The organism is Micromonospora sp. LZ37, from assembly GCF_059359015.1.
Genome location: NZ_JCADBL010000003.1, coordinates 58,193 through 83,026 on the forward strand (window position 1 = coordinate 58,193; position 24,834 = coordinate 83,026).

General features: G+C 73.8%; 21 protein-coding genes. 11 read left to right on the forward strand and 10 right to left on the reverse strand.

All coding sequences use genetic code 11. The features are described 5' to 3' along the window. The first annotated feature begins 89 nt into the window (after positions 1–89). From ctaE to AC5L3Z_RS07940, 5 genes are all read left to right on the forward strand, one after another. The gene (gene ctaE, locus AC5L3Z_RS07920; protein ID WP_334529408.1) at positions 90–689 is read left to right on the forward strand and encodes an aa3-type cytochrome oxidase subunit III; all 600 of its coding nucleotides are present in this window, start codon (positions 90–92) and stop codon (positions 687–689) included. Between the two features lie 72 nt (positions 690–761). Further along, complete coding sequence (qcrC, locus tag AC5L3Z_RS07925; RefSeq protein WP_494840728.1) at positions 762–1,595, forward strand: cytochrome bc1 complex diheme cytochrome c subunit; 834 nt, start codon at positions 762–764, stop codon at positions 1,593–1,595. Between the two features lie 67 nt (positions 1,596–1,662). Next, entirely contained in the window at positions 1,663–2,751 is a 1,089-nt protein-coding gene (gene qcrA / locus AC5L3Z_RS07930) for a cytochrome bc1 complex Rieske iron-sulfur subunit (protein ID WP_494840730.1), read from the forward strand. Next, on the forward strand, positions 2,748–4,379 hold the full coding sequence (gene qcrB, locus AC5L3Z_RS07935) for a cytochrome bc1 complex cytochrome b subunit (RefSeq protein ID WP_494840732.1): 1,632 nt from the start codon (positions 2,748–2,750) through the stop codon (positions 4,377–4,379). The genes qcrA and qcrB overlap by 4 nt, the downstream gene beginning before the upstream one ends. Before the next feature lie 179 nt (positions 4,380–4,558). Then, positions 4,559–5,239, forward strand: a complete 681-nt coding sequence (locus AC5L3Z_RS07940) for a DUF4142 domain-containing protein (RefSeq protein WP_494840734.1) — start codon at positions 4,559–4,561, stop codon at positions 5,237–5,239. Positions 5,240–5,322: 83 nt separating this feature from the next. Here the strand turns inward: AC5L3Z_RS07940 and AC5L3Z_RS07945 are convergent, their stop codons facing one another. The 5 genes from AC5L3Z_RS07945 to AC5L3Z_RS07965 all read right to left on the reverse strand — a co-directional run bounded on the left by AC5L3Z_RS07945 (position 5,323) and on the right by AC5L3Z_RS07965 (position 10,882). Beyond that, positions 5,323–5,610 (reverse strand): Lrp/AsnC family transcriptional regulator, encoded by a 288-nt coding sequence (locus tag AC5L3Z_RS07945; RefSeq protein ID WP_334529392.1) that lies wholly within the window; start codon positions 5,608–5,610, stop codon positions 5,323–5,325. A gap of 80 nt (positions 5,611–5,690) precedes the next feature. Continuing rightward, a complete protein-coding gene (locus AC5L3Z_RS07950; protein WP_494841268.1) occupies positions 5,691–6,512 on the reverse strand; it encodes a nucleotidyltransferase family protein in 822 nt (273 codons plus the stop codon). 80 nt (positions 6,513–6,592) lie between these two features. Then, a complete protein-coding gene (locus tag AC5L3Z_RS07955) occupies positions 6,593–7,132 on the reverse strand; it encodes an NUDIX hydrolase (protein WP_494840735.1) in 540 nt (179 codons plus the stop codon). A gap of 76 nt (positions 7,133–7,208) precedes the next feature. Beyond that, a complete protein-coding gene (locus tag AC5L3Z_RS07960; RefSeq protein ID WP_494841269.1) occupies positions 7,209–8,996 on the reverse strand; it encodes a RelA/SpoT family protein in 1,788 nt (595 codons plus the stop codon). A 128-nt stretch (positions 8,997–9,124) separates the two neighbouring features. Next, positions 9,125–10,882, reverse strand: coding sequence for a DEDD exonuclease domain-containing protein (locus tag AC5L3Z_RS07965; RefSeq protein ID WP_494840737.1), 1,758 nt, complete (start codon positions 10,880–10,882; stop codon positions 9,125–9,127). Between the two features lie 127 nt (positions 10,883–11,009). On the opposite strand from AC5L3Z_RS07965, the gene AC5L3Z_RS07970 reads away from it, so the two are divergent. From AC5L3Z_RS07970 to AC5L3Z_RS07985, 4 genes are all read left to right on the forward strand, one after another. Continuing rightward, complete coding sequence (locus tag AC5L3Z_RS07970) at positions 11,010–12,416, forward strand: NYN domain-containing protein (RefSeq protein WP_334529380.1); 1,407 nt, start codon at positions 11,010–11,012, stop codon at positions 12,414–12,416. A 120-nt stretch (positions 12,417–12,536) separates the two neighbouring features. Next, positions 12,537–12,755: a hypothetical protein gene (locus AC5L3Z_RS07975; protein ID WP_494840739.1), complete on the forward strand. Its 219-nt coding sequence runs from the start codon at positions 12,537–12,539 to the stop codon at positions 12,753–12,755. A 183-nt stretch (positions 12,756–12,938) separates the two neighbouring features. Next, positions 12,939–14,198 (forward strand): M48 family metallopeptidase, encoded by a 1,260-nt coding sequence (locus tag AC5L3Z_RS07980; RefSeq protein ID WP_494840740.1) that lies wholly within the window; start codon positions 12,939–12,941, stop codon positions 14,196–14,198. Continuing rightward, positions 14,195–15,319 (forward strand): glycosyltransferase family 4 protein, encoded by a 1,125-nt coding sequence (locus AC5L3Z_RS07985; RefSeq protein ID WP_494840742.1) that lies wholly within the window; start codon positions 14,195–14,197, stop codon positions 15,317–15,319. Before AC5L3Z_RS07980 ends, AC5L3Z_RS07985 begins: the two co-directional genes overlap by 4 nt. Before the next feature lie 141 nt (positions 15,320–15,460). Here the strand turns inward: AC5L3Z_RS07985 and AC5L3Z_RS07990 are convergent, their stop codons facing one another. Beyond that, on the reverse strand, positions 15,461–17,569 hold the full coding sequence (locus tag AC5L3Z_RS07990; protein ID WP_494840744.1) for an MMPL family transporter: 2,109 nt from the start codon (positions 17,567–17,569) through the stop codon (positions 15,461–15,463). 142 nt (positions 17,570–17,711) lie between these two features. On the opposite strand from AC5L3Z_RS07990, the gene AC5L3Z_RS07995 reads away from it, so the two are divergent. Both AC5L3Z_RS07995 and AC5L3Z_RS08000 read left to right on the forward strand, forming a co-directional pair. After that, the gene (locus tag AC5L3Z_RS07995) at positions 17,712–19,016 is read left to right on the forward strand and encodes a sensor histidine kinase (RefSeq protein WP_494840746.1); all 1,305 of its coding nucleotides are present in this window, start codon (positions 17,712–17,714) and stop codon (positions 19,014–19,016) included. Next, positions 18,968–19,681, forward strand: coding sequence for a response regulator (locus tag AC5L3Z_RS08000; RefSeq protein WP_494840747.1), 714 nt, complete (start codon positions 18,968–18,970; stop codon positions 19,679–19,681). The genes AC5L3Z_RS07995 and AC5L3Z_RS08000 overlap by 49 nt, the downstream gene beginning before the upstream one ends. Here AC5L3Z_RS08000 and AC5L3Z_RS08005 read toward each other — a convergent pair. From AC5L3Z_RS08005 to AC5L3Z_RS08020, 4 genes are all read right to left on the reverse strand, one after another. Then, positions 19,670–21,373 (reverse strand): putative bifunctional diguanylate cyclase/phosphodiesterase, encoded by a 1,704-nt coding sequence (locus tag AC5L3Z_RS08005; protein WP_494841271.1) that lies wholly within the window; start codon positions 21,371–21,373, stop codon positions 19,670–19,672. The genes AC5L3Z_RS08000 and AC5L3Z_RS08005 overlap by 12 nt on opposite strands. A gap of 76 nt (positions 21,374–21,449) precedes the next feature. After that, positions 21,450–22,262 (reverse strand): SAM-dependent methyltransferase, encoded by an 813-nt coding sequence (locus tag AC5L3Z_RS08010; RefSeq protein WP_494840749.1) that lies wholly within the window; start codon positions 22,260–22,262, stop codon positions 21,450–21,452. Positions 22,263–22,462: 200 nt separating this feature from the next. Next, entirely contained in the window at positions 22,463–23,131 is a 669-nt protein-coding gene (locus tag AC5L3Z_RS08015) for a response regulator transcription factor (protein WP_007072219.1), read from the reverse strand. 7 nt (positions 23,132–23,138) lie between these two features. Next, the gene (locus AC5L3Z_RS08020) at positions 23,139–24,830 is read right to left on the reverse strand and encodes a sensor histidine kinase (protein ID WP_494840751.1); all 1,692 of its coding nucleotides are present in this window, start codon (positions 24,828–24,830) and stop codon (positions 23,139–23,141) included. Between the last annotated feature and the right edge of the window lie 4 nt (positions 24,831–24,834).

The following is a 24,834-nucleotide window of genomic DNA, read 5'->3' on the forward strand; positions in this document are numbered from 1 at the left end:
GCGAACCGGACCACCGAGATCGGGCCACGGAAGGCGTTGGTTTGCCACCCCGCTGATGGCCGGCCCCGGTCAAGGGCAATAATGACCGCGTGACTGCGGCCCCAGCCATTGACAAGAGCCGGATCCACTCCCTGACCCGACCCAACATGGTCAGCGTCGGGACGATCGTGTGGCTCTCCAGCGAACTCATGTTCTTCGCGGCGCTGTTCGCGATGTACTTCTCGATCCGCGCTGCGGCGCCGGAGCAGTGGGAGAAGCACACCGAGCACCTCAACATCCCCTATGCGACCACCTTCACGGTGATCCTGGTGTTGTCCTCGGTGACCTGCCAGCTCGGTGTCTTCGCGGCCGAGAAGGGTGACGTCCACGCCCTGCGGCGCTGGTTCACGATCACCTTCGTGATGGGCCTGATCTTCGTGCTCGGCCAGGTGAACGAGTACCGCGAGCTGGTGCACGAGGGCGTGAAGATCAACGAAGACGGCTACGGGTCGATGTTCTACCTGACCACCGGCTTCCACGGCCTGCACGTGACCGGCGGTCTCATCGCCTTCGTCATCTTCATGATCCGCACGACCATGGGCCGGTTCACCCCGGCGCAGGCCACGTCGGCCATCGTCGTCTCGTACTACTGGCACTTCGTCGACGTCGTGTGGATCGGGCTCTACGCCATGATCTACTGGCTTCAATGATCTTGGCGCGTCACGCACCGCGCCGCTGCTCCGTCCCCTGAGACAAGGTCCAACCGGTTAAGGACACAGGTCATGACTTCTGACAACGACCGCCGACGCGGTCTGCTCGCGCACCTGCGCGGGCGGCCCGTGGCGCGCAGCAGGGGCCGCCGCCGGCTGGGCGCCGCGGTCCGGCTGATCGCCGCGCTCGCGCTGGCCGGCGGCGCCTACACCGCTTTCGCCCCTGGCGTGCAGGCGCAGGAAAACCCGCCGCTGACCGGCGCCGCAGCCGAGGGCAAGGCGCTGTTCGACGTGAGCTGCGTGACCTGTCACGGTCGCAACGCGCAGGGCGTCGAGGGTCGTGGCCCGAGCCTGATCGGGGTCGGCGCCGCCTCCGTGGAGTTCCAGGTCGACACCGGCCGCATGCCGATGGCCCGCCAGGAGGCCCAGGCCCAGCGCAAGCCCCCGGTCTTCACCGACGAGCAGGTGCGCCAGCTCGGCCAGTACATCCAGGAGCTGGGTGGTGGCCCGCAGGTCCCCGAGGGGGAGCTCCGCGAGGGCGCCAACCTGGCGACCGGTGGTGAGCTGTTCCGGATCAACTGCTCGCAGTGCCACGCCTTCGGCGGTGGCGGCGGCGCGCTCTCCTCGGGCAAGTTCGCCCCGAGCCTGCGCCCGGCGAGCGACCGGCAGATCTACGCCGCCATGCTGAGCGGCCCGCAGAACATGCCGGTCTTCGGCGACAACCAGATCTCCCCGGAGGAGAAGGCGGACATCATCGCCTACATCCAGGAGACCCTGAAGCAGGGCGAGGACCAGGGCGGCTTCAACCTGGGCCGGTACGGTCCGTCCACCGAGGGTCTGGCGATCTTCCTGGTCGGCATCGTCGCGCTGGTCTTCGCCAGCCTGTGGATTGCGGGCAAGTCGTGACCGAGCCGAACATGAGTACCATTGCCGTGGTGCCGGCTCCCGGCACCGCCCGTAGCGAGGTGACGGCATGAGCACCCACACCGAGCCCCAGACCCCGCGGGGTCCGGAGCCGCTCGACGTTCTCGATCCCCGGCTGTCCCGGTTCGACATCGTCCAGGAGGGCGCGCGTCGGGACGACATCGAGATCGTGCACTACGAGGAGCAGGTGGTTCCGGGCAGCAAGGCCGAGCGCCGCCTGACCCGGCTCGTCGCCGGTTTCTTCCTGCTCACCGGCCTCGCGGCCACCGCGTTCCTGGTCGTCTACATCTGGTGGCCGTGGCACTGGGAGGCCGGCCGCGGCGGGGACAAGTGGTACACCCCGCTGCTCGGCCTCACCCTCGGCGTCGCGCTGCTCGCCATCGGCTTCGGCATCCTGACCTGGGGCAAGAAGTTGCTGCCCAAGGAGGTCTCGATCCAGGACCGGCACGACCAGCCGGGTTCTCCGGAGGATCGCAAGATCACCGGTGAGACCATGCTCTACCTGGCCGACGAGATGGGTGTGCGGCGCCGTCCGCTGCTCGGTGTCTCGCTGGTCGCCGGTCTGCTGCCGGTGGGCGCGGTCGCCGCGGCCCCGCTGGTCGGTGGCCTGATCTCCCAGCCGCACAAGAACAACCAGATGTTCACCACCGGCTTCGCGCCGGCGGAGGGCGGTCGACGGATCCGGCTGGTCCGCGAGGACGGTCGACCGATCCGCCCGACCGACATCAGCGCCGGTGGTCAGCTGACCGTCTTCCCCGGCATCGAGCACGGTGTGAGCAACAAGCACGCCGACTCGCCGACCCTGCTGATCCACCTGCGGGAGTCGGACGCGCAGCAGTCCCGCGAGGCCAACGCCCGGGTCGGGCACGGCGACTACATGTGGGGCAACTACGCGGCGTACTCCAAGATCTGCACGCACGCCGGCTGCCCGGCGAGCCTGTACGAGCAGCAGACCAACCGGCTGCTCTGCCCGTGCCACCAGAGCCAGTTCCTGATCACCGACAACGCGCGGCCGATCTTCGGCCCGGCCAGCCGACGGCTGCCGCAGCTGCCGATCGAGGTGGACGAGGAGGGCTTCTTCGTGGCGAAGTCCGACTACACCGAAACCGTCGGCCCCGACTTCTGGGAGCGGCCATGAAGCGCCGAAAGTTTGACGTAGCAGCGGTGCCGGGCAAGGCCGCCGGGGAAGTGGACGACCGCTTCCAGGTGGCCACGCCGCTGCGCAAGCTGCTCAACAAGGTCTTCCCGGACCACTGGTCCTTCCTGCTCGGCGAGATCGCGCTCTTCTCGTTCGTCGTGCTGCTGCTGACCGGTGTGTTCCTGACCTTCTTCTACGAGCCGGCGATGACCGAGGTCATCTACAACGGCAGCTACGCCCCGCTGCGGGGCACGCCGATGTCGGCCGCGTACGCCTCCAGCCTGGACCTGTCGTTCGACGTCCGGGGTGGCCTGATCATGCGGCAGATGCACCACTGGTCGGCGCTGCTGTTCATGGCCGCGATCGTGGTGCACATGCTCCGGGTCTTCTTCACCGGCGCGTTCCGCAAGCCGCGTGAGGCGAACTGGATCATCGGCTCGCTGCTGTTCTGGATCGGCTTCCTGGCCGGCTTCACCGGCTACTCGCTGCCGGACGACGGCCTCTCCGGCACGGGCCTGCGGATCGCCTCGGCGATCATGCTCTCCATCCCGGTGATCGGCTCCTGGCTGACCTCGTCGATCTTCGGTGGGGAGTTCCCCGGCGAGATCATCATCAGCCGGTTCTTCATCGCCCACGTGCTGCTCATCCCGGGCCTGCTGGTGGCGCTGATCACCGCCCACCTGGCGCTGATCTTCAAGCAGAAGCACACCCAGTGGCCCGGCCCCGGCCGGACCAACGAGAACGTGGTCGGCGAGCGGATGTTCCCCCGCTACGCGCTCAAGCAGGGCGGCTTCTTCATGGTCGTCTTCGGCGTGATCGCGCTGATGGGTGGCCTCTTCCAGATCAACCCGATCTGGTACTTCGGCCCGTACGAGGCGTGGGTGGTCTCGGCCGCCAGCCAGCCCGACTGGTACGTCATGTTCCTCGACGGCTCGACCCGCCTGATGCCGGCCTGGGAGGTCAACATCCCGATCGGCGACGGCTACGTCATTCCGCCGCTGTTCTGGCCGACGGTCGTCCTGCCGGGCATCCTGGTCGCGATCTCCCTGTTCTACCCGTTCATGGAGGCGCGGCACCTCAAGGACCGCAAGCACCACAACCTGCTCCAGCGCCCGCGGGACGTTCCGGCCCGTACGGCGGTCGGCGCGATGGCGGTGTCGTTCTTCGTGGTGCTGACCCTCTCCGGCGGCAACGACGTGATCGCCGACAAGTTCCAGATCAGCCTCAACGCGATGACCTGGGCGGGCCGGATCGGCCTGCTGGTGGTCCCGCCGCTGGCCTACTACGTCACGTACCGGCTCTGCCTCGGTCTGCAGCAGCACGACCGTGAGGTGCTGGCCCACGGCGTGGAGACCGGCATCATCCGGCGCCTGCCGGACGGCCGTTTCGTCGAGGTGCACCAGCCGCTGACCTCGCTCGACGGGCACGCCGACGGGCACGGTCAGCTGGACTACGTCGGCTGGGTGGTGCCGAAGAAGATGAACCGGCTCGGCGCCCTCGGCCCGGCCATCCGGGGCTTCTTCTACCCGATCGAGAAGCCGGCCGAGGCGCCGGTCTCGCCGGGCCACCCGCCGGTCGAGCCCCGACCGGAGCGGGAGGAGATCAGCAGCGGCGAGAGCCGGCGCTGACCCCCGACGCACCTGAGCGTGGCGCCCGCCGGAGTTTCCGGCGGGCGCCACGTCCGTTTCCGGGCCGGTCGTCCCGCCGGGTCGCCACATCCGGGCGACCCGCCCACGAACGGGTGGACACGCAGGAATAAGCCCCGTCAGCCGGGTATCCGTGCGGTCCAACGAATCGGGGAGGGAACATGTTGGGAATCAAACGCCTCGGCCTGCTGGCCGCGCTGGTGGTGGTTGGCCTCGCGCCCGCCACGGCGGTACAGGCCGCGGCACAGCCGTCGGCGCAGGACACCCAGTACCTGCAGGCGGTGCACCAGGTGAACCTGTTCGAGATCACGGCCGGCGACCTGGCCCGGCGGAAGGCCCAGAGCGAGGACGTCAAGCGGCTGGGCGAGATGTTCCGGACCGACCACACCCAGCTCGACCAGACGGTGCAGAGCACCGCGCAGCAGCTCAACGTGACGCTGCCCGGTGAGCCGACCGCGGACCAGCAGGAGGTGCTCGACCGGCTCGGCAACCTCGACGGCGCCGAGTTCGACCGGCAGTGGGTGACCGCGCAGTTGGCCGGCCACGTCCAGGCCATCCAGGCCACGCAGACCGAGATCTCGCAGGGCACCGAGCAGTCGGTTGTCCAGCTGGCGCAGAACGCGCTGCCGATCCTCCAGGCGCACTACGACGAGCTGGTGACCCTGGCCCAGCAGCTGGGCGTCCCGGTGCCGCAGACCAGCGCCACCGGCACCCCGAGCCCGGGTGGCACCACGACGCCGGGTCCGGGTGTTCCCGTGCCCCCGGCTCCGGGTGGCACCGGCACCGAGCAGCCGGCCCCGGGTGGCACCATCACCAACTCGCCGGCTCCGGGTGACGGCTGACATCACCGTACGACCGATGGCCGGTCCGCCCTCCCGGGCGGGCCGGCCATCGCCGTGCGATGGGTGGCGCGGGGGCCGGGCCGTCAGTCGGCGCCGGCCAGCCCGATCGCGAACGCCTCCTCCAGGTCGTGCTGGGAGTAGGCCCGGAACGCGATGTGCGACTCCGTGTCGATCACCCCGGGCACCTTGGAGATGCTGCCGGCGATCACCTCGGCGATCTGCTCGAACTCCCGGACCCGGACGATGGCGATCAGGTCGACGTGACCGGCCACCGAGTAGACCTCGCTGACGCCGGGCAGGTCGGCCAGGGTCTCGGCCACCTCCGGGATCGAGTCGGTGGCGCAGTCGATCAGGACGATCGCGGTGATCACTGGACGATTCTCCGTTCGTCGGCGTCGTGGCTCATGCTAGATGCTGACCGGCCCGCCCGGAGCGGGACCGCCCCCGCCGCTCACGCCGCCGGCACGGTCAGCCCGTCGCCCGTCCGGATGACGTCGCGCAGCCGTTCACCCGCCTCGACCGTCGCGCCCGGCCAGAGCACCGCGCGCGCCACGTCGCCGTGCACCACCGCCCCGGCGCCGACCACGGAGCGCCGCAGCGGGCCGGTCACCGCCGCCGTCGGGTCGACCAGGCTGCCGCCGCCGGCGGCGTGCAGGTTGGCGGCCAGGTAGTCGGCCGGGGTGCCGGTGTCGTAGAAGACACCCGGATAGGGGACCACCTCCAGGGCGCCCGCCGCCTCGGCCGGCCGCCACACCGCCCGCACCAGGTCGCCGAAGGTGGGCGGCAGGTCCCGGACCAGTCGCCAGGGCAGCAGCGAGAACCCGGTGAAGTCGTGCCCGTCGAAGGTGCCCGGCGCCGTCGGGTCCGCGGCGGGCCGACCGAGCAGGCGTACGGTGTGCCCGTCCCAGCCGGCCAGCAGCGCCGCGATGTCGGGCCCCGGCGCGGCCCCCGGGTCGGCGAGGTACGCGTCGGCGTTGCCGACCAGCACCCCTCGCCCGGCGATCCAGTCCCGCAGGTTGCCGATGCCGCCGGCCGTGCCGAGCGGTCCGCCCGGTTCGACGGAGCGGTGCGCCCGGTCGCCGACGTGCGCGACCACCTGGTCGGCGAGGTAGGCGGCGTTGACCGCGACCCGGTCCGGGCCGGTCAGGCCGAGCCCGGCCAGCCGGGCCAGCGCCCGGTCCAGCAGCGGGACGTTGCCGACGGGGCAGAGCGCCTTGGGTGCGCCGGTGGTGAGCGGCCGCAGCCGGGTGCCCTCACCCGCGGCGAGCACCACCGCGCAGATCCCCGCCGCGGTCCCGGTGGCCGCCCCGGCCCGCGCCGGCCCGCTGCCGCCGGTGGGACGCCCGTCGGCGGTCACGCCGCCGGCTCGCCGGTCGGCGGGACCTTCCCGGCCATCGGCCCGATGCCGTAGTGGCCGAGCAGGTTGGCGGTGGCCCGGCTGAGCCGGGGCAGGTCGTCCAGCGGGTGCCAGACCGCCTCGAGGACCTCGGCGCCGTCCACCTTCAGCGCGGTGGTGGAGGCGGGCACCTCCGTCTCGAAGACCACGTCCACCCAGCCCCCGGCGTGCACCAGGGCGTTCGGCACGGCCGGGCGGAGCCGCTCCGGGGCGAGCCGGATGCCGGACTCCTCGTACAGCTCGCGGGCGGCGCCGACGACCGGGGGCTCGCCGCGCTCGAGCAGCCCGGCGGGGAGGCTCCAGCTGTGCCCCGGAGGCTGCCGCAGCAGCAGGATGCGGCCGGTCCCCTCGGCCTCGCTGTCCCGGACCAGGGCGACCGCGCCGACGATGTACTTCGGTACGGCCAGCCGGACCAGCCGGCGGCGCATCGTCACCGGCAGCCGGTAGAAGACCTTGTAGGCGACGGCCCGGCCGGTGGCGCGCGTACGGGGGATCATGACTCCAGGCTATGCCGTGCGGGGCCCGCCGTGGTGGGCGGGGCGACCGCTCCAGCCCTACCGTGGCGCTGCCGGGTCACTGCCGGTGGTCCACCAGGTCGATGAGCTGACGGACCACCGTGTCCGGTTCGACGGTCCGGTCGAAGACGGCCACCAGCAGGGTCTCCAGGTCGGGGTAGCCGAGCTCCTCGGACAGGCGCAGCAGTGGCAGGTCGCTGGCCAGCCCCCGGTCGTGCTTGCGCAGCGCCAGCCCGATGGTGGCCCGGCCCAGGCGGACCTTGTCGGCGATGGAGATGCCCGGCTCGGTGTGCTCGGCGAACCAGCGGTTGATCTGCATCTGGGCGTGCGGCGACTTGACGAAGCCGAGCCACTCCCGCCGGGGGCCACGGGGCGCGGCGTCGGCCTCGAAGCCGCTCTCGGCGTCGTTCTCGGTGTAGATCTCCACCACGTCGCCCTCGTCCAGTTCGGACGACAGGGGGGCCAGCCGGCCGTTGATCCGGGCGGCCAGGCAGTGGTCGCCGCGCGCGGCGCCCAGCTCGTAGGCCAGGTCGACCGGGGTGGCGCCGGCGGGGAGCACCACCGGGCGGCCGTCGGCGACCACCTGGATCTGCGCCTCCGCCAGGTCGCAGCGCAGCGACTGGAGGAACTGGGCCGGGTCGGGGGCCTCCTGCTCCCAGTCCAGCACCCGGCGCAGCCAGGAGAGCTGGCCGGGCCGGGTGGCGTCGCCGGAGGAGCGGGGGAAGCGGAACTCGGCGGCGATGCCGTACTCGGCGGCGCGGTGCATCTCCCGGGTGCGGATCAGCACCTCGACGGTGCGGTCCTGCGGTCCCAGGACGCTGGTGTGCAGCGACCGGTAGAGGTTGTTCTTCGGTGAGGCGATGAAGTCCTTGAACCGGCCGGGCACCGGACGCCAGCGGCCGTGCACCGCGCCGAGGGCGGCGTAGCAGTCGGTGGCCGGGCCGTCCACGACGATCGCGATCCGGGGCAGGTCGTACGGGGCCGGGTGTCCGCCGGCGACGGTGTCCTTCCAGATCGAGTAGAGGTGCCGGGGGCGCGGGCCCACCTCGGCGTCGACCCGGCTGCGGCGCAGCGCCACCCTGGCCTGGGCCACCACGTCGTCGAGGTAGGCGTCCCAGCCCGGCCGGTCGTGCACGTGCCGGGCGATCCGGGCGTGCTCCTCGGGCTCCAGGTGCAGCAGCACCACGTCGTCCAGCTCGCGTTTGAGGGTCTGGATGCCGAGCCGGTCGCAGAGCGGGATCAGCACCTCCTGGGTGGCCCGGGCGATGCGCTGCCGGGAGGCGGCCGAGCGGACCCCCAGCGTCCGCATGTTGTGCAGCCGGTCGGCCAGCTTGATGATCAGCACCCGGACGTCCTTGCCGGCCGCGATGATCATCTTGCGGATCGTCTCCGCCTCGGCGGCCTTGCCGTAGAACGCCTTGTCGAACTTGGTCACCCCGTCGACCAGGTGGGCCACCGCGTGGCCGAAGTCCTCGGCGAGCGCCTGGAGGGTGTAGCGGGTGTCCTCCACCGTGTCGTGCAGCAGCGCCGCCACCAGGGTGGTGGTGTCCATGCCGAGATCCGCGCAGATCTCGGCGACGGCCAGCGGGTGGGTGATGTACGGCTCGCCGCTCTTGCGGAACTGGCCGCGGTGCATGTTCTCCGCGATGGTGTACGCCCGCCGCAGCACCGAAGGGTCCGCGCCGGAGTGGATGCTGCGGTGACTGCGTACCAGCCGGGCGACCGGATCGCCGTCGGTGGTCGGCCAGGTCAGCAGCGACCGCAGCCGGCGGGCCAGTGGCAGCTCTCCCGGCTGGGTCGGGAGCGCGCCCCCCAGGGCGGCGCCGTGTCCGGCGTCGACGTCCACGAGGGACACCTCCTCACCCCGGCTCCTCGGTCACCGTCACCAGTAACCGGAAGCAGGCCCACGAAACGGGCAGGACTGCACTCCCTCAACAGCCTAAGTGAGGCACGGTCGTCCGATCGGTCACTTGCTCATGAGCGTTCGGTCGAGAGTTGGTGGGCTCCGCCGTTCTCGGCCTTCGCCAGCAGGTCCCGGAAGCGGGCCGCGCCGGAGACCGGGGACGACCACTCGGAGGACATCTCCACCAGCCGGGTCTCCGGCCGCTCCAACCAGGACAGGATGCGCTCGGTCTCCTCGGCCGAGGCGCGCGGCACCGGCCCGTGGCCGGGCTCCACCGTCTCGGCGGTGGCCCGGATCGCGGTGATGGTCGGTCGGGGGTGGACCCCCGGCGGGGAGACCCCCGCCCCGGCCAGCCGGCCGTACCGGACCAGGGCCAGCTCCCAGCCGCCACCGGCCGCCGGCCGGGCCGCGGTCAGCTCGGCGATCCGGGTCAGGCCGGCCAGCCGCTGCATCCGGACGGCCGCCCGGAGCACCGCGGCCAGCCGGGACCGCACCACCGCCGCCTCCTCGTACCGCTGGGCGGCCGAGAGCGCCTCGATCTGGGCGAGCAGGGCCTGCACCACGACCTGGGGGTCGCTCGCCGTCGCGGTGCGGAACGGGGCGGCGGCGCGGTGGTCGTACTCCTCGGGGGTGATCCGGTGCTCGCAGGGCGCCGGGCAGCGGCCCAGCTCGGCCAGCGCGCAGGCCGGCGTGACGGTGCGCAGCGAGAGCCGGTGCGTGCACTGGCGCAGCGGAACCGCGTCGTGGAAGCCGGCGGCGGCCAGCTCGGCGGCCTGTTTGGACCGGAACGGACCCAGGTAGGCGGTGTCGCCGGGGGAGAGGTTGCGCACCACCGACAGCCGCGGGTAGGGACCGTCGGTCAGCTTCAGCCACACCATCCGCTCGGGGAACTTGGACCGCCGGTTGTACGGCGGGGCGTGGGCGCCGATCAGGCGCAGCTCGCGGACCTCCGCCTCCAGGGAGTGTGCGCACTCGACCGCCTCCACCCGCTCGGCCGCGGCCAGCATCTCCGACATCCGGGCCCGCTTCTCCGCGGCGGTGAAGTAGCTGCGCACCCGGGTGGCGATGTCGCCGGAGGTGCCGACGTAGAGCGGCCGGTCGTCGGCGGCGCGGAAGATGTAGACCCCGGGCGCCTTGGGCAGCCCCTCGGCCAGGTGCCGTTTGCGGCGCTGGGTGGGGGTGACCGCGCGGGCGAACTCGATCGCGTCGCCGACCGTGTCGACCCGGTGCCCGCCGAGCCGGGCGATCAGCCCGTGCAGCACGTCGACGGTCGCCCGGGCGTCGTCCAGCGCCCGGTGGGTGGGCTGGGTGGCGGTGCGGAAGTAGGCGGCCAGGGTGCCGAGCTTGCGGTTGGGCACCTCGTCGCGGGTCAGCACCCGGCGGGCCAGCGCGGCGGTGTCCAGCACCCGGGGGTTGGGCCAGCGGTAGCCGTGCCTGGCGCAGGCCGCCTTGAGGAAACCCACGTCGTAGGGGGCGTTGTGGGCGACCAGCACGGCGTCGGTGATGAACTCCAGGAAACTCGGCAGCACCTGCTCGATCGGCGGCGCCGGGATCAGCATGGCCTGGGTGATACCGGTCAGCACGGTGATGAACGGCGGGATCGGCACCCCCGGGTTGACCAGGGTGGCCAGCACCCCGAGCTGCTCGCCGCCGCGCACCTTGACCGCGCCGATCTCGGTGATGCCGCCGCCGTCCGGCGCGCCGCCGGTGGTCTCCAGGTCGACCACCACGAAGGTCGTCGCGTAGAGCGGCAACGCCGGGTCGACCCCGCCGCCCGCTGTCGGATCCAGACCGGCCAGCGTCTGCTGGACGTACTCCCCAGGTGCCACGCGCGGCAGGCTAGCGGCCAGGTCCGACACTCCCGTCCCAGCAGCCTCACAGGTGGTCACGGGTCTAGGATGAGAGATCGGCTCACTCATCCGGCAGTGGGCCCGGTCGCGGTGGGAGACTTGCCACATGCCCCTCACCGAGCCGTACGACGACCACCTCCCGGAGGAGGGGTCGTCCGCCGCCGCGCCCGGGGCCGGCGTCGATCCGGGTGCGGGGGCGCCCGAGCCGGAGCCCACCCTGCCCGAGCCGGTCCGGCAGCGCATCGTCGCGCTCACCGCCGCCGTGCTGCCCGGCCTGCCCGTCGACGAGGTGCCGGTGCCGCTGCGCCGGGTGGCCAAGTTCGCGCCGAACCGCCGCGCCCGGCTGGGCGCGCCCGCGATCGCCGCCCAGCTGACCGCCGACCCGCTGTTCCGGCAGCGGGTCACCGCCCGGGTGCTCGCCGACTCCGGCGACCTGGGCGCGGCCGTGGTCGAGGGCACCGCCCCGGCCGCCGCCGACCCGGTCGAGGTGGCCGCCCTGGCCTACCTGGCCCGGCCGCGCGGCTGGCGGGAGCTGATCGAGGCCAGCGGCGCCGCGGTGCGCGCCGAGGCGGACAGCGCGGTCGTCGCCGAGCTGGTCCGCGAGGCCGAGCAGCGGGCCACCCGCGCCGAGCACGACCGGGCGGTGGCCCGGGTCGAGGCGGAGAAGCTCCGCGACGAGCTGGCCCGGGTCCGCGAGGAGCTGGGGCAGCTGCGTGAGGAGGCCCGCCAGCTCCAGCGCACCCTGCGGGAGACCCAGGCCCGCGAACGCAAGGCCACCGAGCTGCTCGCCACCGAGCGCGGCCGGGCCGCCCGGGCTGCCGCCGACAGCGACGCCGAGCTGCGCCGGGCGCGGGCCCGGCTGGCCGAGGCGGAGGCGGCGGCGGGGATGGCCCGGGCCAGCGCCAAGGAGGCCCGCTCGGTCGACGACGCCCGGCTCTGGCTGCTGCTGGAGACCATCGGGCAGGCCGCCGTCGGGCTCCGGCGCGAGCTGGCCCTCGACCCGGTCGAGAAGCTCCCCGCCGACTTCGTCGCCGACGCCTTCGCCGAGAACCCGGCCGCCGCCCCCACCGGTGGGCCGGCCGCCCGGGCCCGGGACACCGACGACCCGGCCCGCCTCGACCAGCTGCTCGCCCTGCCCCGCGCGCACCTGGTGGTGGACGGCTACAACGTGACCAAGCGGGGCTTCGGCGAGATGTCGCTGGAGCAGCAGCGCAAGCGGCTGATCACCGGGCTCGGCGGGATCGCCGCGCAGACCGGTGACGAGGTGACCGTGGTCTTCGACGGCGCCGAGCGGATGCACGGGCTGCCGCCGACCCCACGCGGGGTACGGGTGCTCTTCTCCCGCAAGGGCGAGACCGCCGACGAGCTGATCCGGCGGCTGGTCCGCGCCGAGCCGTCGGGGCGCCCGGTGGTGGTGGTCTCCTCCGACCGGGAGGTCGCCGACGGGGTCCGCCGGCACGGGGCGTACCCGCTGGGTGCGGACTCGCTGCTGCGCCGGCTCTCCCGCTCCTGAGGTGTTGATCACCGGTTGTCCGGTTCTGTCGTACCCGGGCTCTAGTGTCCGACCTGACCGACGGTGGCCGGGCGGTGACGAGGTCGTCGCCCCCGCCGCCGCACTGCGTCAGGAGGCACGATGCTCATCGACTGCGACGGCTGCGGGATCCGCGGCGCCGGCTGCGCCGACTGCCTGGTGACCGCCCTGCTCGACGACTCGCCGACGGCCGGCCTGGGCGCCGCCGAGCGCCATGCGGTGGAGGTGTTCGCCCGGGCCGGCTTCGACGTGGAGGTGCTCGGCCACGAGTCCGGCCCGCCCGTGCGACGCCGCGTACCCGGTCGCCGCCGGGCGGCGTAGCCGCCCCCGTCCCGGTGCGGCGGCTCCCGCTCCCGGTGCCGCACATGGTGCGTGCCGGCGTGCCGACGTCCCGTCCGGGCCGACCGCGCGGGGCCATAGGATGGGCGCTCACGGCGGGAGGAGCGGTGGGATGACCCGGGGACGACGCCACGCCGGCAGGCCGACGACCGACGGGGTGCCGAGGTGACCCCGCGCGGTTGGGCGCTGCTCACCCTCGCCGGCCTGGTGCTGGCGCTGCTCGTGACGAGCGCGCTGCTGGTGCCCTGGCACCGCCCGCCGGCACCCCGCGCCGACCAGCTCGCCGCGCTGCGCGACCTCCCCGTCGACCAGGTCGACCGGAGCCGCGCCTTCCGCGCCGCGCTGCGCCCCGGCACGTACGGCGCACTCGTGGCCGGCCTGCTGGTGGCGCTGCTGCTCGGGCTCACCCCGCTCGGCGCCCACCTGGTCGAACTCGCCGGCCGTCCGTTCGGCGGCCACTGGGCCGCCCGCGCGGTGCTCGGCGGCCTCGCCGTGGTGCTCGTCGCCGACCTGCTCACCCTGCCCTTCGCCGCCTGGCGGCAGGCCGTGCTCACCCGCTACGGGCTCAGCACCCACGGCTGGAGCGGCTGGACGGTCGACCTGCTCAAGTCGTACGCGGTCAGCGCCGTGATCGGCGCGATCGCGCTGCTCGGCTTCTACACCGTCACCCGGCTCGCCCCGCGCTGGTGGTGGGCGTTCGGCGCGGCCGGCGCCGCCGGGCTGGTGGTGCTCCTCTCCTTCGTCCTGCCGGTCCTGGTGGAGCCGGTGTTCAACCGGTTCACCCCGATGGAGCAGGGCGCGCTGCGTACCGAGCTGATGGCCATGGCGGCCCGCGACGGCGTGCCGGTGCGGGACGTGCTGGTCGCCGACGCGTCACGGCGGACCAGGGCGGTCAACGCGTACGTCTCTGGGCTGGGGCCCACCCGGCGGGTGGTCGTCTACGACACCCTGCTGCGCGAGGCCACCCCGGCGGAGGTGACCAGCGTGGTGGCGCACGAGCTGGGGCACGCGAAGGACCGGGACGTCACGGTCGGCACGCTGACCGGGGCGCTCGGCGCCGCTCTGACCGTGGTCGGGCTCTACCTGATCGGCTCCTGGGCGCCGCTGCTGCGGCTGGCCGGGGTCGACTCCGTCGCCGAGCCGCGCGCGTTCCCGCTGCTGATCGCCCTGGTGACGGTGACCGGGCTGATCGCCGGGCCGGTCCAGGCGCTGGTCTCCCGCCGGGTCGAGGCACGCGCCGACGCCCACGCGCTCGCGTTGACCGGCGACCCGGCCACCTTCGAGGCCATGCAGCGCCGGCTCGCCGGGATCAACCTGGCCGACCCCGACCCGCCGCGCTGGGAGTACCTCTGGTCGGCGTCGCACCCGTCCACCGTGGAGCGGATGGCCGCCGCCCGCGCCTACGCCAGGGAGGCCGGCCGATGAGCCGGACGTTGCTGATCACCAACGACTTCCCGCCCCGCCCCGGGGGCATCCAGTCCTTCGTGCACGGCCTCGCCGTGCAGCAGCCGGCCGGCTCGGTGGTGGTCTACGCCTCCAGCTGGAAGGGCGCCGAGAAGTTCGACGCCGATCAGCCCTTCCCGGTGGTCCGGGAGCGGACCCGGGTGCTGCTGCCGACCCCGCTGGTGGCCCGCCGGGCCGCCCGGCTGGCCCGGGAACACGAGTGCGACACCGTCTGGTTCGGCGCCGCCGCCCCGCTCGGCCTCCTCGCCGCCGGGCTGCGCCGGCGGGCCGGCGTCCGCCGGGTGGTCGCGCAGACCCACGGCCACGAGGTCGGCTGGGCGGCGCTGCCCGCCGCCCGCGCCGCGCTGCGCCGGATCGGCCGGGGCGCGGACGTCGTCACCTACCTCGGCGACTACACCCGGGTACGCCTCGAACGGGCGCTGCACGGGTTGACCGACCTGCGCCGGCTCGCCCCCGGCGTCGACGTGGACACCTACCACCCGTCGGTCGACGGCGAACCGGTCCGGGTCCGGCTCGGCCTGGCCGACCGTCCGGTGGTGGTCTGCGTGTCGCGGCTGGTGCCCCGCAAGGGCCAGGACATGCTGATCCGCGCCATGCCGGAGATCCGCCGTCGGGTTCCGGACGCGGCGCTGCTGATCGTGGGCGGCGGGCCGTACCGGGCGACGCTGGAGAAGCTCGCGCGGCAGGTCGGCGTCGAGCGCGACGTGGTCTTCACCGGCTCGGTGCCCACCGTCGAACTGCCGGCGCACTACGCCGCCGGTGACGTGTACGCGATGCCCTGCCGCACCCGTAACCGGGGTCTCGACGTGGAGGGGCTCGGGATCGTCTACCTGGAAGCCTCCGCGACCGGCCTGCCGGTGGTGGCCGGTGACTCCGGCGGCGCGCCCGACGCGGTCCGCGAGGGCGAGACCGGGTACGTGGTGCGCGGCCGGGACGTCGCCCAGCTCGCCGACCGGGTGGCCACCCTCCTCGCCGACCGGGACCTGGCCCGTCAGCTCGGCGCGGCCGGTCGGGCCTGGGTGGAGAAGGAGTGGCGCTGGGAGACCCAGGCGCACCGGATGGCCGCCCTGCTCGCCGGCTGACGACCGGTCCGGCTGCGCCGGCCGGGGGCGTGACACCACCGCGAGCGTGACACCTCAGAGGCATCGACACGACTCCGAGGTGTCACGCTCGTCGACAACGGCCGGTCCGACATGTGCGTGGCGCTCGCCAAGCGGTCGCGGTCAGGCTCCGGCGGGGACCGGCTCGGCCGGGGCGGTCGCGGCGTCCCGGCGGGACAGCTTCCCGGGCCACCAGGTGCGGGCGCCCAGGTCGAGCGCCAGCGCCGGGATGAGCAGGCTGCGCACCAGCAGGGTGTCGAGCAGGATGCCGACGGCCACGATCACCCCGGTCTGCATCGACGGCACCAGCGGCAGCACACCCAGCGCGCCGAAGGTGGCCGCGAGCACGACCCCCGCGCTGGTGATGACGCCGCCGGTGACGGTCAGCGCGTGCAGCACGCCCGGCCGGTGCCCCAGCCGCGCCGTCTCCTCCCGGGCCCGCGTCATCAGGAAGATCGTGTAGTCGACGCCGAGGGCGACGAGGAACAGGAACGCCTGCAGCGGGATGCCCACGAAGAGCTTGGGGTGGCCCAGCGCGTCCAGGACGAGGCCGGCGGCCCCCATCGCGGCGGCGTACGACAGGACCACGCTCACCATCAGCAGCAGCGGCGCGACCAGCGCCCGCAGCAGGAGCACCAGGATGACGAGGACGACCGCGAGCACGAGCGGGATGATCACCCGGTTGTCCCGGCCGACGACGCGCTCCTCGTCCACCAGGACCGCGGTCCTGCCGCCGACCAGCGCCTGGGCGCCGGGCACCTCGTGGACCGCCGCGCGGAGCCGCTGCACGGTCGCCAGGGCGGCGTCGCTGTCCGGCGTGTCGGCCAGCACCGCCGGAATCCGCACCCAGGCGCCGTCGGCGGAACGCTCCGGCTCGTCGACCCGGGCCACACCGGGCACCGCCCGGGCGGCGGAGGTCACCTCGTCGGCCGTACCGGCCGTGGCCAGGATCTCGGCCGGCGACGCCGAACCGCTCGGGTAGTGCGCCGCGATCAGCCGCTGACCGGTCACCGAGCCGACCTCCGAGGTGAAGGATTCCTCGTTGGGCAGGCCGATGCTCAGGTTGCCGATGCCGAAGGTCAGCGCGACGAGCGCCGCCGTGGTGCCGATCCAGACCGCGCGGGGCCGGCCCCCGACCAGCGCCGCGATCCGGCGCCAGATCCCGTGGTCGCCGGTCGCGTCGGCGGTGGCGGCGGTCGGGGCGTGGCGCGGCACGAACGGCCAGAAGACCCACCGTCCGCAGAGGACGAGCACCGCCGGCAGCAGGGTGGTCATGGCGAGCAGGGCGGCGCCGATGCCGACCGCGCCGACCGGGCCCAGCCCGCGGGTGGACGGCAGTTCGGCGGCGAGCAGGCAGAGCAGTCCGATCGCGACGGTCGCCGCCGAGGCGCAGATCGCGCCGAACGACCGGCGCAGCGCCACCCGCATCGCCTCGTGCCGGTCGGCGTGCCGGCGCAGCTCCTCCCGGTACCGGGCGATCAGCAGCAGGGCGTAGTCCACGCCGACGCCGAAGACCAGCACGGTCAGGATGGTCTGGCTCTGGAAGTCGACCGTCACCCCGCCGTACCTGGCCATCAGATAGACGATGCCGCCGGCGAACTGGTTGGCGATGCCGGCGGTGACCAGCGGGATGAGCCAGAGCACCGGGCTGCGGTAGGTGATCAGGAGCAGCACCGCGACGGTGGCCGCGGTCGCCAGCAGCAGCGTGAGGTCCATCCCGCCGAACGCGTCGAAGACGTCGCTCTCCGCCGCCGCGTCACCGGTCAGCGCGGTGCGCAGGCCGGCCGGCTGGTCGACGGCGAGCCGCTCCTTGACGTCGGTCACCGCCGCCAGGCGCCCGGTGTCGTCGCCGGCGACCGGGAAGGAGACCAGCAGCGCCTTCCCGTCCTCGCTGGGCACCGGGGGCGGCACCGCACCGCCGTCGGCGTACCGGGCGAACACGACGCGGTCGGCCTCGGCCTTGGCCCGGTCGGCGTCGGTGAGGCCGCTGTCGCGGACGTAGACGGCGATCGCCACCGGCTTCTCCGACTCCGGGAAGGCCGCCTCCGCCCGCGCGACGGCCCGGCTGCTCTCCACGCCGGCGGGCAGCAGGCCGAGGGTGTCGTTGTCCTGCACCTCGCTCAGCTTGACCGAGAGCGGGCCGGCCACCGCGACGAGCACGAGCCAGAAGACGATCAGGGCGTACTTGCTGCGTCGGCCGGACGGCAGGCCGGCCAGTCTTTGCCGGGACATGTCGGGTTCCTCCGAGGATCGGGTTCGCTTCCTGCCGTCGATCCTTCTGGTCGCCGGGCGCGGGAACAGGAGTGTCACCTCCCCGACGCCGGTGGTCCTAGCACCACCGAACCCGGCTCGGTCGTGACCGAGAATGGAACCCGTGGACAGCCCGGTGAGAGAGTTCGCCCGCCAGACGCTCCGGCCCGGCGCGACCGCCGCCCTCCAGGGCCTGGCCGTGGCCGTGCTCTCCCTGACCACCAACCTCGCGCTGTTCGCGCTGTCGCTGGTGTCGCTGCTGCTCATCCCCGCCTTCGGCATCGGCTTCGCGCTGTTCCCGATGGTGACCGCGCTGGTACGGCTCTCGACCGGGCTGCAACGCCGGCTCGCCCGGTGGGCCGGCGTGCCCATCGCCACGCCGTACCGGCCGCTGCCGCCGGACGCGCAGTTCGGCACCTGGCGCCGCTTCCGGTGGGTGGTGGGCGACCCGGCCACCTGGCGGGACTTCGCCTGGCTGGTCCCCGGCGCGCTCACCGGTGGGGCGTGCCTGCTCGCCTTCGCCCTGCCGCTGTACGGGCTGGAGGGCGCGCTCGGGGTGCCGCTGCTGCTCTACCTGATCGCCGACTCGTACGGCTACGGCCTGTTCTGGCCGATGACCAACCTCGCCGAGGCGCTGGCCGCGCTGCCGCAGGGCTGGCTGCTGCTGCTCGGCGGCCTGGCCGTCGCCCCCTGGCTGGTCTGGCTGCACCTGACCTTCGCCCGGCTCTTCCTGGCCCCGACCCGGGCGGCGGAGCTGGCGCTGCGGGTCCGCCAGCTCACCGTCACCCGGGCCGACACCGTCGACGCCCAGGCGGCCGAGCTGCGTCGCATCGAGCGGGACCTGCACGACGGGGCGCAGGCCCGGCTGGTCGCGTTGAGCATGAGCATCGGCCTGGCCGAGCAACTGCTGGCGCGGGACCCGGCCGCCGCCGGGAAGCTGCTGGCCGAGGCGCGGGAGACCAGCGGCCAGGCCCTGGTCGAGCTGCGCGACCTGGTACGCGGCATCCACCCGCCGGTGCTCGCCGAGCGCGGTCTCGACGGCGCGGTTCGCGCGCTCGCGCTGGCCGTGCCGCTGCCGGTGAAGGTCGAGGTCGACCTGCCGGGCCGCCCGGAGGCGCCGATGGAGTCCGCGGCGTACTTCGCGGTGGCCGAGGGGCTGGCGAACGTCACCAAGCACAGCGGCGCCGCCCACGCCTGGATCCGGCTGGGTCACCGCGACGGGCGGCTGACCATCGTGGTGGGTGACGACGGCCGGGGCGGCGCCGACCCGGCGGCGGGCAGCGGACTGGCCGGTATCGGGCGACGGCTCGCGGCCTTTGATGGAACGATGGTGGTGACCAGTCCGCCCGGCGGGCCCACAGTCGTGACCATGGAGCTGCCGTGCGAGTTGTCATCGCCGAAGACCTCGCCCTCCTCCGGGACGGGCTGACCCGCATCCTCGAGGCGTTCGGTTTCGAGGTGGTCGCGGCCGTCGACAACGGACCGTCGGTGCTGTCGGCCCTGGTGACCCACCGGCCGGACGTGGCCGTTCTCGACGTCCGGCTGCCGCCGACCTTCACCGACGAGGGGTTGCAGGCGGCCATCCGGGCCCGCGCCGAGCTCCCCGGCCTGCCGATCCTGGTGCTCTCCCAGCACGTCGAGCAGCTCTACGCCCGGGAGCTGCTCTCCGACCGCGCCGGTGGCGTCGGCTACCTGCTCAAGGACCGGGTCTCCAACGTGGCCCAGTTCGTCGACGCGGTACGCCGGGTGGCCGGCGGTGGCACGGTGATGGATCCGGAGGTGGTCTCCCAGCTGCTGGCCAGCCGTTCCGGGGCCGAGCCGTTGCGGGAGCTGACCGCCCGGGAGCGCGAGGTGCTGGGCCTGATGGCCGAGGGGCGGTCCAACGCGGCGATCGCCGCCCGACTCTTCGTCACCGAGAAGGCGGTCAGCAAGCACATCAACAACATCTTCTGCAAACTGCGAATGCCGCCGTCGGACGACGACAACCGGCGGGTGCTGGCGGTGCTGACGTACCTCCACGGCGACGACGGTCAGTGGCCGGTGCCGGGGCGGGCACCGCGTCGTACCGCCGCCGGGCCGTCGCTACCCGCCTGAGCCGACCGTCGCCGCACCGGCCAGCGTGGACAGCGCCGGGGAGCGACCGAGGCAGCCCGCGGCCGGCCCCGGCCGACCGAAGTACCAGCCCTGGCCGGCGTCGCAGCCGATCGCCCGCAGCCGGTCGGCCTGCCCTTCGGTCTCCACGCCCTCGGCGGTGACCGTCAGGTCCAGCGCGTGGGCGAGCGAGACCAGCGAGGCGAGGATCCGCTCGTCGGTACGGCTGGTCGGGTCGGTCACCGGCGCGCGCAGCCCGGCCACGAACTCCCCGGCCACCTTCAGCTCGGTCACCGGCAGGTCCCGCAGGTACGCCAGGTTGCAGTAGCCGGTGCCGAAGTCGTCGATGGCGATCCGGACGCCCAGGTCGGCCAGGACCCGCAGGGCCCGGACCGGCTCCTCCGCGGTGCTCATCATGGTGCTCTCGGTGATCTCCAGCTGGAGCCGCTCGGGCGGCAGGCCGGTCTGCCGCAGCAGCCCGCCGACCTCCTGCACCAGGCCGGGCCGGTGCACCTGGCGGACCGCCAGGTTGACGCTGACGAAGGGCGCCGGTGCGCCCCAGCTCTCGGCCTCCCGGCAGGCCTCGGCGAGCACCCACCCGCCGAGCCGGACGATCAACCCGGTCTCCTCGGCGAGCCCGATGAAGCGGTCCGGGCGCAACACCCCCAGCTCCGGGTGACGCCACCGGACCAGCGCCTCCACGCCGAGCAGCGCCCCGTCGCGCAGCGAGGTCAGCGGCTGGTAGTCCAGGTAGAACTCGCCCCGGTCGATCGCCGCGGGGATGGCCGCCGAGAGGGCGTACCGGTCCAGCTCGTCCCGGTGCCGGTCGGGGTCGAAGAGGGACCAGCGGGCGCCGCCGGCGGCCTTGGCCCAGTGCAGCGTACTGTCGGCCGCGCGCATCAGCTCGACGGGCGAGGCGCCGGCCACCGGCCGCTCGACGATGCCGACGCTGGCCGAGACGGTCAGCTCGTGTCCGTCCACCAGGGCGGGTTCGCCGACCGCGGCCAGCGCCGCCTCGGCGACCCGGACCACGTCGTGCGTGCCGGTGGTCCGCTCGACCAGGACAACGAACTCGTCCCCGCCGAGGCGGGCGACGAGGTGGTCGCCGAGGGCCCGGCGCAGCCGCGCCGCCACCGACACCAGCAGGGCGTCGCCGACCTGGTGCCCGAGCGAGTCGTTGACCACCTTGAACCGGTCCAGGTCGAGGAAGCAGACCCCGATCCGGTCGGCGCCCCGGCCGGGCCGGTCGATGGCGGCGGTGAGCCGCTCGGTGAACAGGGTGCGGTTGGGCAGGTCGGTCAGCGGGTCGTGGGTCGCCTGGTGGCGGAAGCGGGCCTCGCTGTCGCGCAGCGCCCGCTCGGCCTGCGCGCGGGCCGTCATCGCGGCCCGACGGATCGACTCCTGCTCGTCGAGGGTCCGGTCCCGCAACGCGCGGGCGTACCCGGTGGCCACCGTGGCCAGCAGCCGGGCCATCCGGTCCTCGACGTCGTCGGTGACCAGGCCGAGGTCGCGGACCAGCCGGAGCTGGATGACCTCCACCGTGCGGCCCAGCCCCTCGGCGGAGGCGATGTGCGCGGCGACCAGTTCCGCGCCGACCTGGTGGCCGACGCGGGGGTCGAACGGCTCCGCCCGCAGCGCGCCGGCCAGCCGCCCGGTGAGCCGGTGCAGCAGCGCTTCCAGCTGCGCCTGGGTCATCGGCAGGTAGCTGGTGCCGGAGACCGCCTTGGCCCAGGCACGGGCGAACGTCCCGGGGCAGGACGTCGCCGCCGGCTCAGCCACCGAGACGTCCGACGCCACCGATGAAGACGGCCCGCTCGGCGTCCTCGGCGCTCTCCGCCGTCTCGGGGCGCCACTGCGGCACCCAGACCACGCCCGGTTCGACCAGCTCGAACCCGTCGAAGAACGCGGTCAGCTCGGCCCGGTCGCGGATCGACAGTGGATTGTCGGTGCGCCGGTAGACCCGCTCCGCCTCGGCCCGCTCGCCGGTGTGGCCGCGGCTCTCGTCGCTGGCCTGCGACAGCACCAGGTAGCTGCCGGGCGCGAGCGCCGCGCGCAGCGTCCGCAGGATCTCCTCGGGCCGGTCGGAGTCCGGGATGAAGTGCAGCACCGCCACGACCATCACGGCGACCGGCTGGGAGAAGTCGATCAGCCTGGTCACCTCGGGATGGGCCAGGATCGCCGCCGGCCGGCGCAGGTCCTCCCGGATCACCGTGGCGCCCGGGTTGCCGCCGAGGATCTCCCGGCTGTGCGCCACGGCCACCGGGTCGACGTCGACGTAGACCACCCGGGCGTCGGGAGCGATCCGTTGGGCGATCTCGTGCACGTTGCCGACGGTGGGGATTCCCGAGCCGATGTCGAGGAACTGGCGTACGCCGGAGTCGACCAGGAACTGCACCACCCGGCGCAGGAAGGCCCGGTTGGCCTGGGCCATCAGCGGAGCGTCGGGCACCGCCTCCATCATCGCCCGGGCCGCCGCCCGGTCGGCGGCGAAGTTGTGCGAGCCGCCGAGGTAGTAGTCGTACATGCGGGCGACGCTGGGGCGCTCGATGTCGATGGTGTCGGGTGCCCAGTCCGGCCGCTGCATGCCCCACCTCTTCGTCGACAGACGCGAGAACGTCGCCCGCGCGGGCCACCCGGGTATTCTGCCCCTCCGCCGCCCCGGTGCAAAGACCGCCGTCGCTGCGCGGTCGTCCGCTCACCCCGGGGAGTCGGCGGCGCCCGGACAGACCGAGGGGCCCGGGTCCGACGAGCGGACGCGGACCCCTCGGGCACGCTCGGAGGCGGTCAGAACTTCGGCGCGTCCGGGGCCTCGAGCAGGCCGAGCCGCAGCGCGGTCATCAGCGCCTGCGCCCGGTTGGCGGCACCCAGCTTCTCGTAGAGCTTGGAGATGTGGGTCTTGGCGGTGGACTCGCTGACGAAGAGCTGCTTGGCGATGCCGGCCACGCTCATGCCGTCGGCGAGCAGCCGCAGCACCTGACCCTCCCGCGGGGAGAGCTGCGGGCCGGAGGGGGCCAGCCGACGCTTCATCGCCTCGGCCAGGTCGGCCGCGGTGAACGCGCTGGGGGAGGAGGCGGCGTGCCGGGCGGCGGCCACCACCTCGTCGGCCGGCGCGGTCTTCGGCACGAACGCGCTCGCCCCGGCCTCCAGGGCGCCGAAGAGCTGGTCGTCGCCCGCGTACATGGTGAGCACGACGATGCCCATCGAGGCGCTGGACTTGCGCAGCGCCCGGGTGGCCTCCAGGCCGCTGCCGTCGGGAAGCCGCAGATCCATGATCACGACGTCCGGCTGCAGCGCGCCGGCCTGGCGTACGCCTTCTGCCGCGGTGGCGGCCTCGCCGACGACCTCGAACTGCCGGTCGCGCTCGAAGGCGTGCCGAAGGCCCTTGCGGATCAGATCGTGATCGTCGACAAGGAGGACCTTGGTACGAGTTGCCGGTGTCGGACTTGTGGTCATCCTCGGGTTACTCCCCTTCTGCTGCTGCGCTGCCACGCACGGTATCGCGCCGGGGCGACGAACCCACCACCACCGCCACGGTCGTGCCGCTGGGTTGGCGCGGCCTGATCTCCAACCGGCCCCGGATACGTTCCGCCCTCTCGGCCATGATCGCAAGACCGTAGTGCCCGTCCGTACGCTGGTCACCGATGCCGTGACCGTCATCCGACACTTCGATCTGCGCGTACGGGGGGTCCACCTCGCAGGTGACCCAGAGGTTCGACGCCCCGGCGTGCTTGCGGGCGTTGGTGACCGCCTCCTGCGCGATGCGCAGCAGCTCGGCCTCGGTGGCGGCGGGGAGCCGGGCGGTGGACTCGTCCAGCGACAGGTGCACCCGCAGGCCGCCGGAGGCGCCGACCGTGCGCGCGTACTCGGCGATCGCCGCGGCCAGCCCGCCGTGCCGGTCCACCTCGCTGCGCAGCTCGAACAGGCTCAGCCGCAGCTCCGTGATCACCCGGGTCACCTCGCCGCGCAGGGTGCGCAGCGCCTCGGCGGTCTCCTTCGGGTCCTCCTCGACGTAGGCCAGCGCGTTGTCGATGCCGTAGCCGACCATCACGAGCTCCTGGGCGACCCCGTCGTGGATCTCCCGGGCCAGCCGCTGCCGCTCCTCGTTGGTGGCCAGCGAGCGGACCTCGTCGAAGAGCAGCGCCGCCTCCAGCCGCAGCGCGGCCGGTCCGGTCAGCGCGGTCACCCGGGACACCACCGGCGGCGGGTACGCGTGCGCGGTGTCCGCCTCGATCACCACCAGGCCGATCGTGCGGACCCCGGCGACCAGCGGCACGATCAGCGCGGAGACGTCCCCCCGCCGGTGCGAGCGGGCCTGTGAGCGGGCCGCCGTCTGCGGTTGCTGGCTGGCCCAGGCGTCGGCGATCGCCGAGTCCGCGTCGAGCGTGGTCTCCCAGTCGACCCGATCCACGCCCACCTGGGCGAGCACCACCAGCCGGCCGCCGCCGCTGGCCGATAGGACCGCCGCCCGCTCGCCGGGGGCGACGGTACGCAGCTCCTCCAGCAGGTGCTCGGAGATGCCGCCCGGGTCGAGGGTGGCGCCGGGCAGCTGCCGGGCCACCGTGCGCAGCTGGGTCAGCAGGCGGGTCGCCTCCGCGTACGGCTGGGGCTTGCCCTCGCCGCGGACCCGCATCACCTGGTGCAGGGTGCCCGCCGCGTAGAGCCCGAGCGCGGCCAGGATCAGCCACTGCGCGCAGACCGCGAGGTACCCGGGCTGGCCGAGTTGCCGCCCGCCGTCGACCTCGGTGAACGCGCCGGCGACGAGCAGGGTGGCCGCGGTGACCCCGAGCAGCGCGGCGCCCTCCCGGAACCGGCGGCGCAGCGCGGTGACGGTCACCGGCACCGCCAGGTAGGGCAGCACCGCCGAGGCGCCGAGCCCTGCGATCGACCCGCCGAGCGCGGACTCGACGGCGACCTGGCTGGCGGCCAGCCCGATCACCACCGCCTCGGCGAGCCGGCTGAGCGGACCGAGCAGCCGGTGCTCGGGGGCGAGCAGCGAGGGCAGGCCGGCGACCGCCAGCAGGGCGATCCACCACAGCTGCCCGGGGTCCCGGGTGGCGGTCAGGGTCAGGACGGCGACCAGCGCGAGCAGGACCCCGCGGGCGGCGGCGGCGAGGGGACGCGTCTGCGGCCGGGCAGGTGTGGAGGCGGGCACGTGA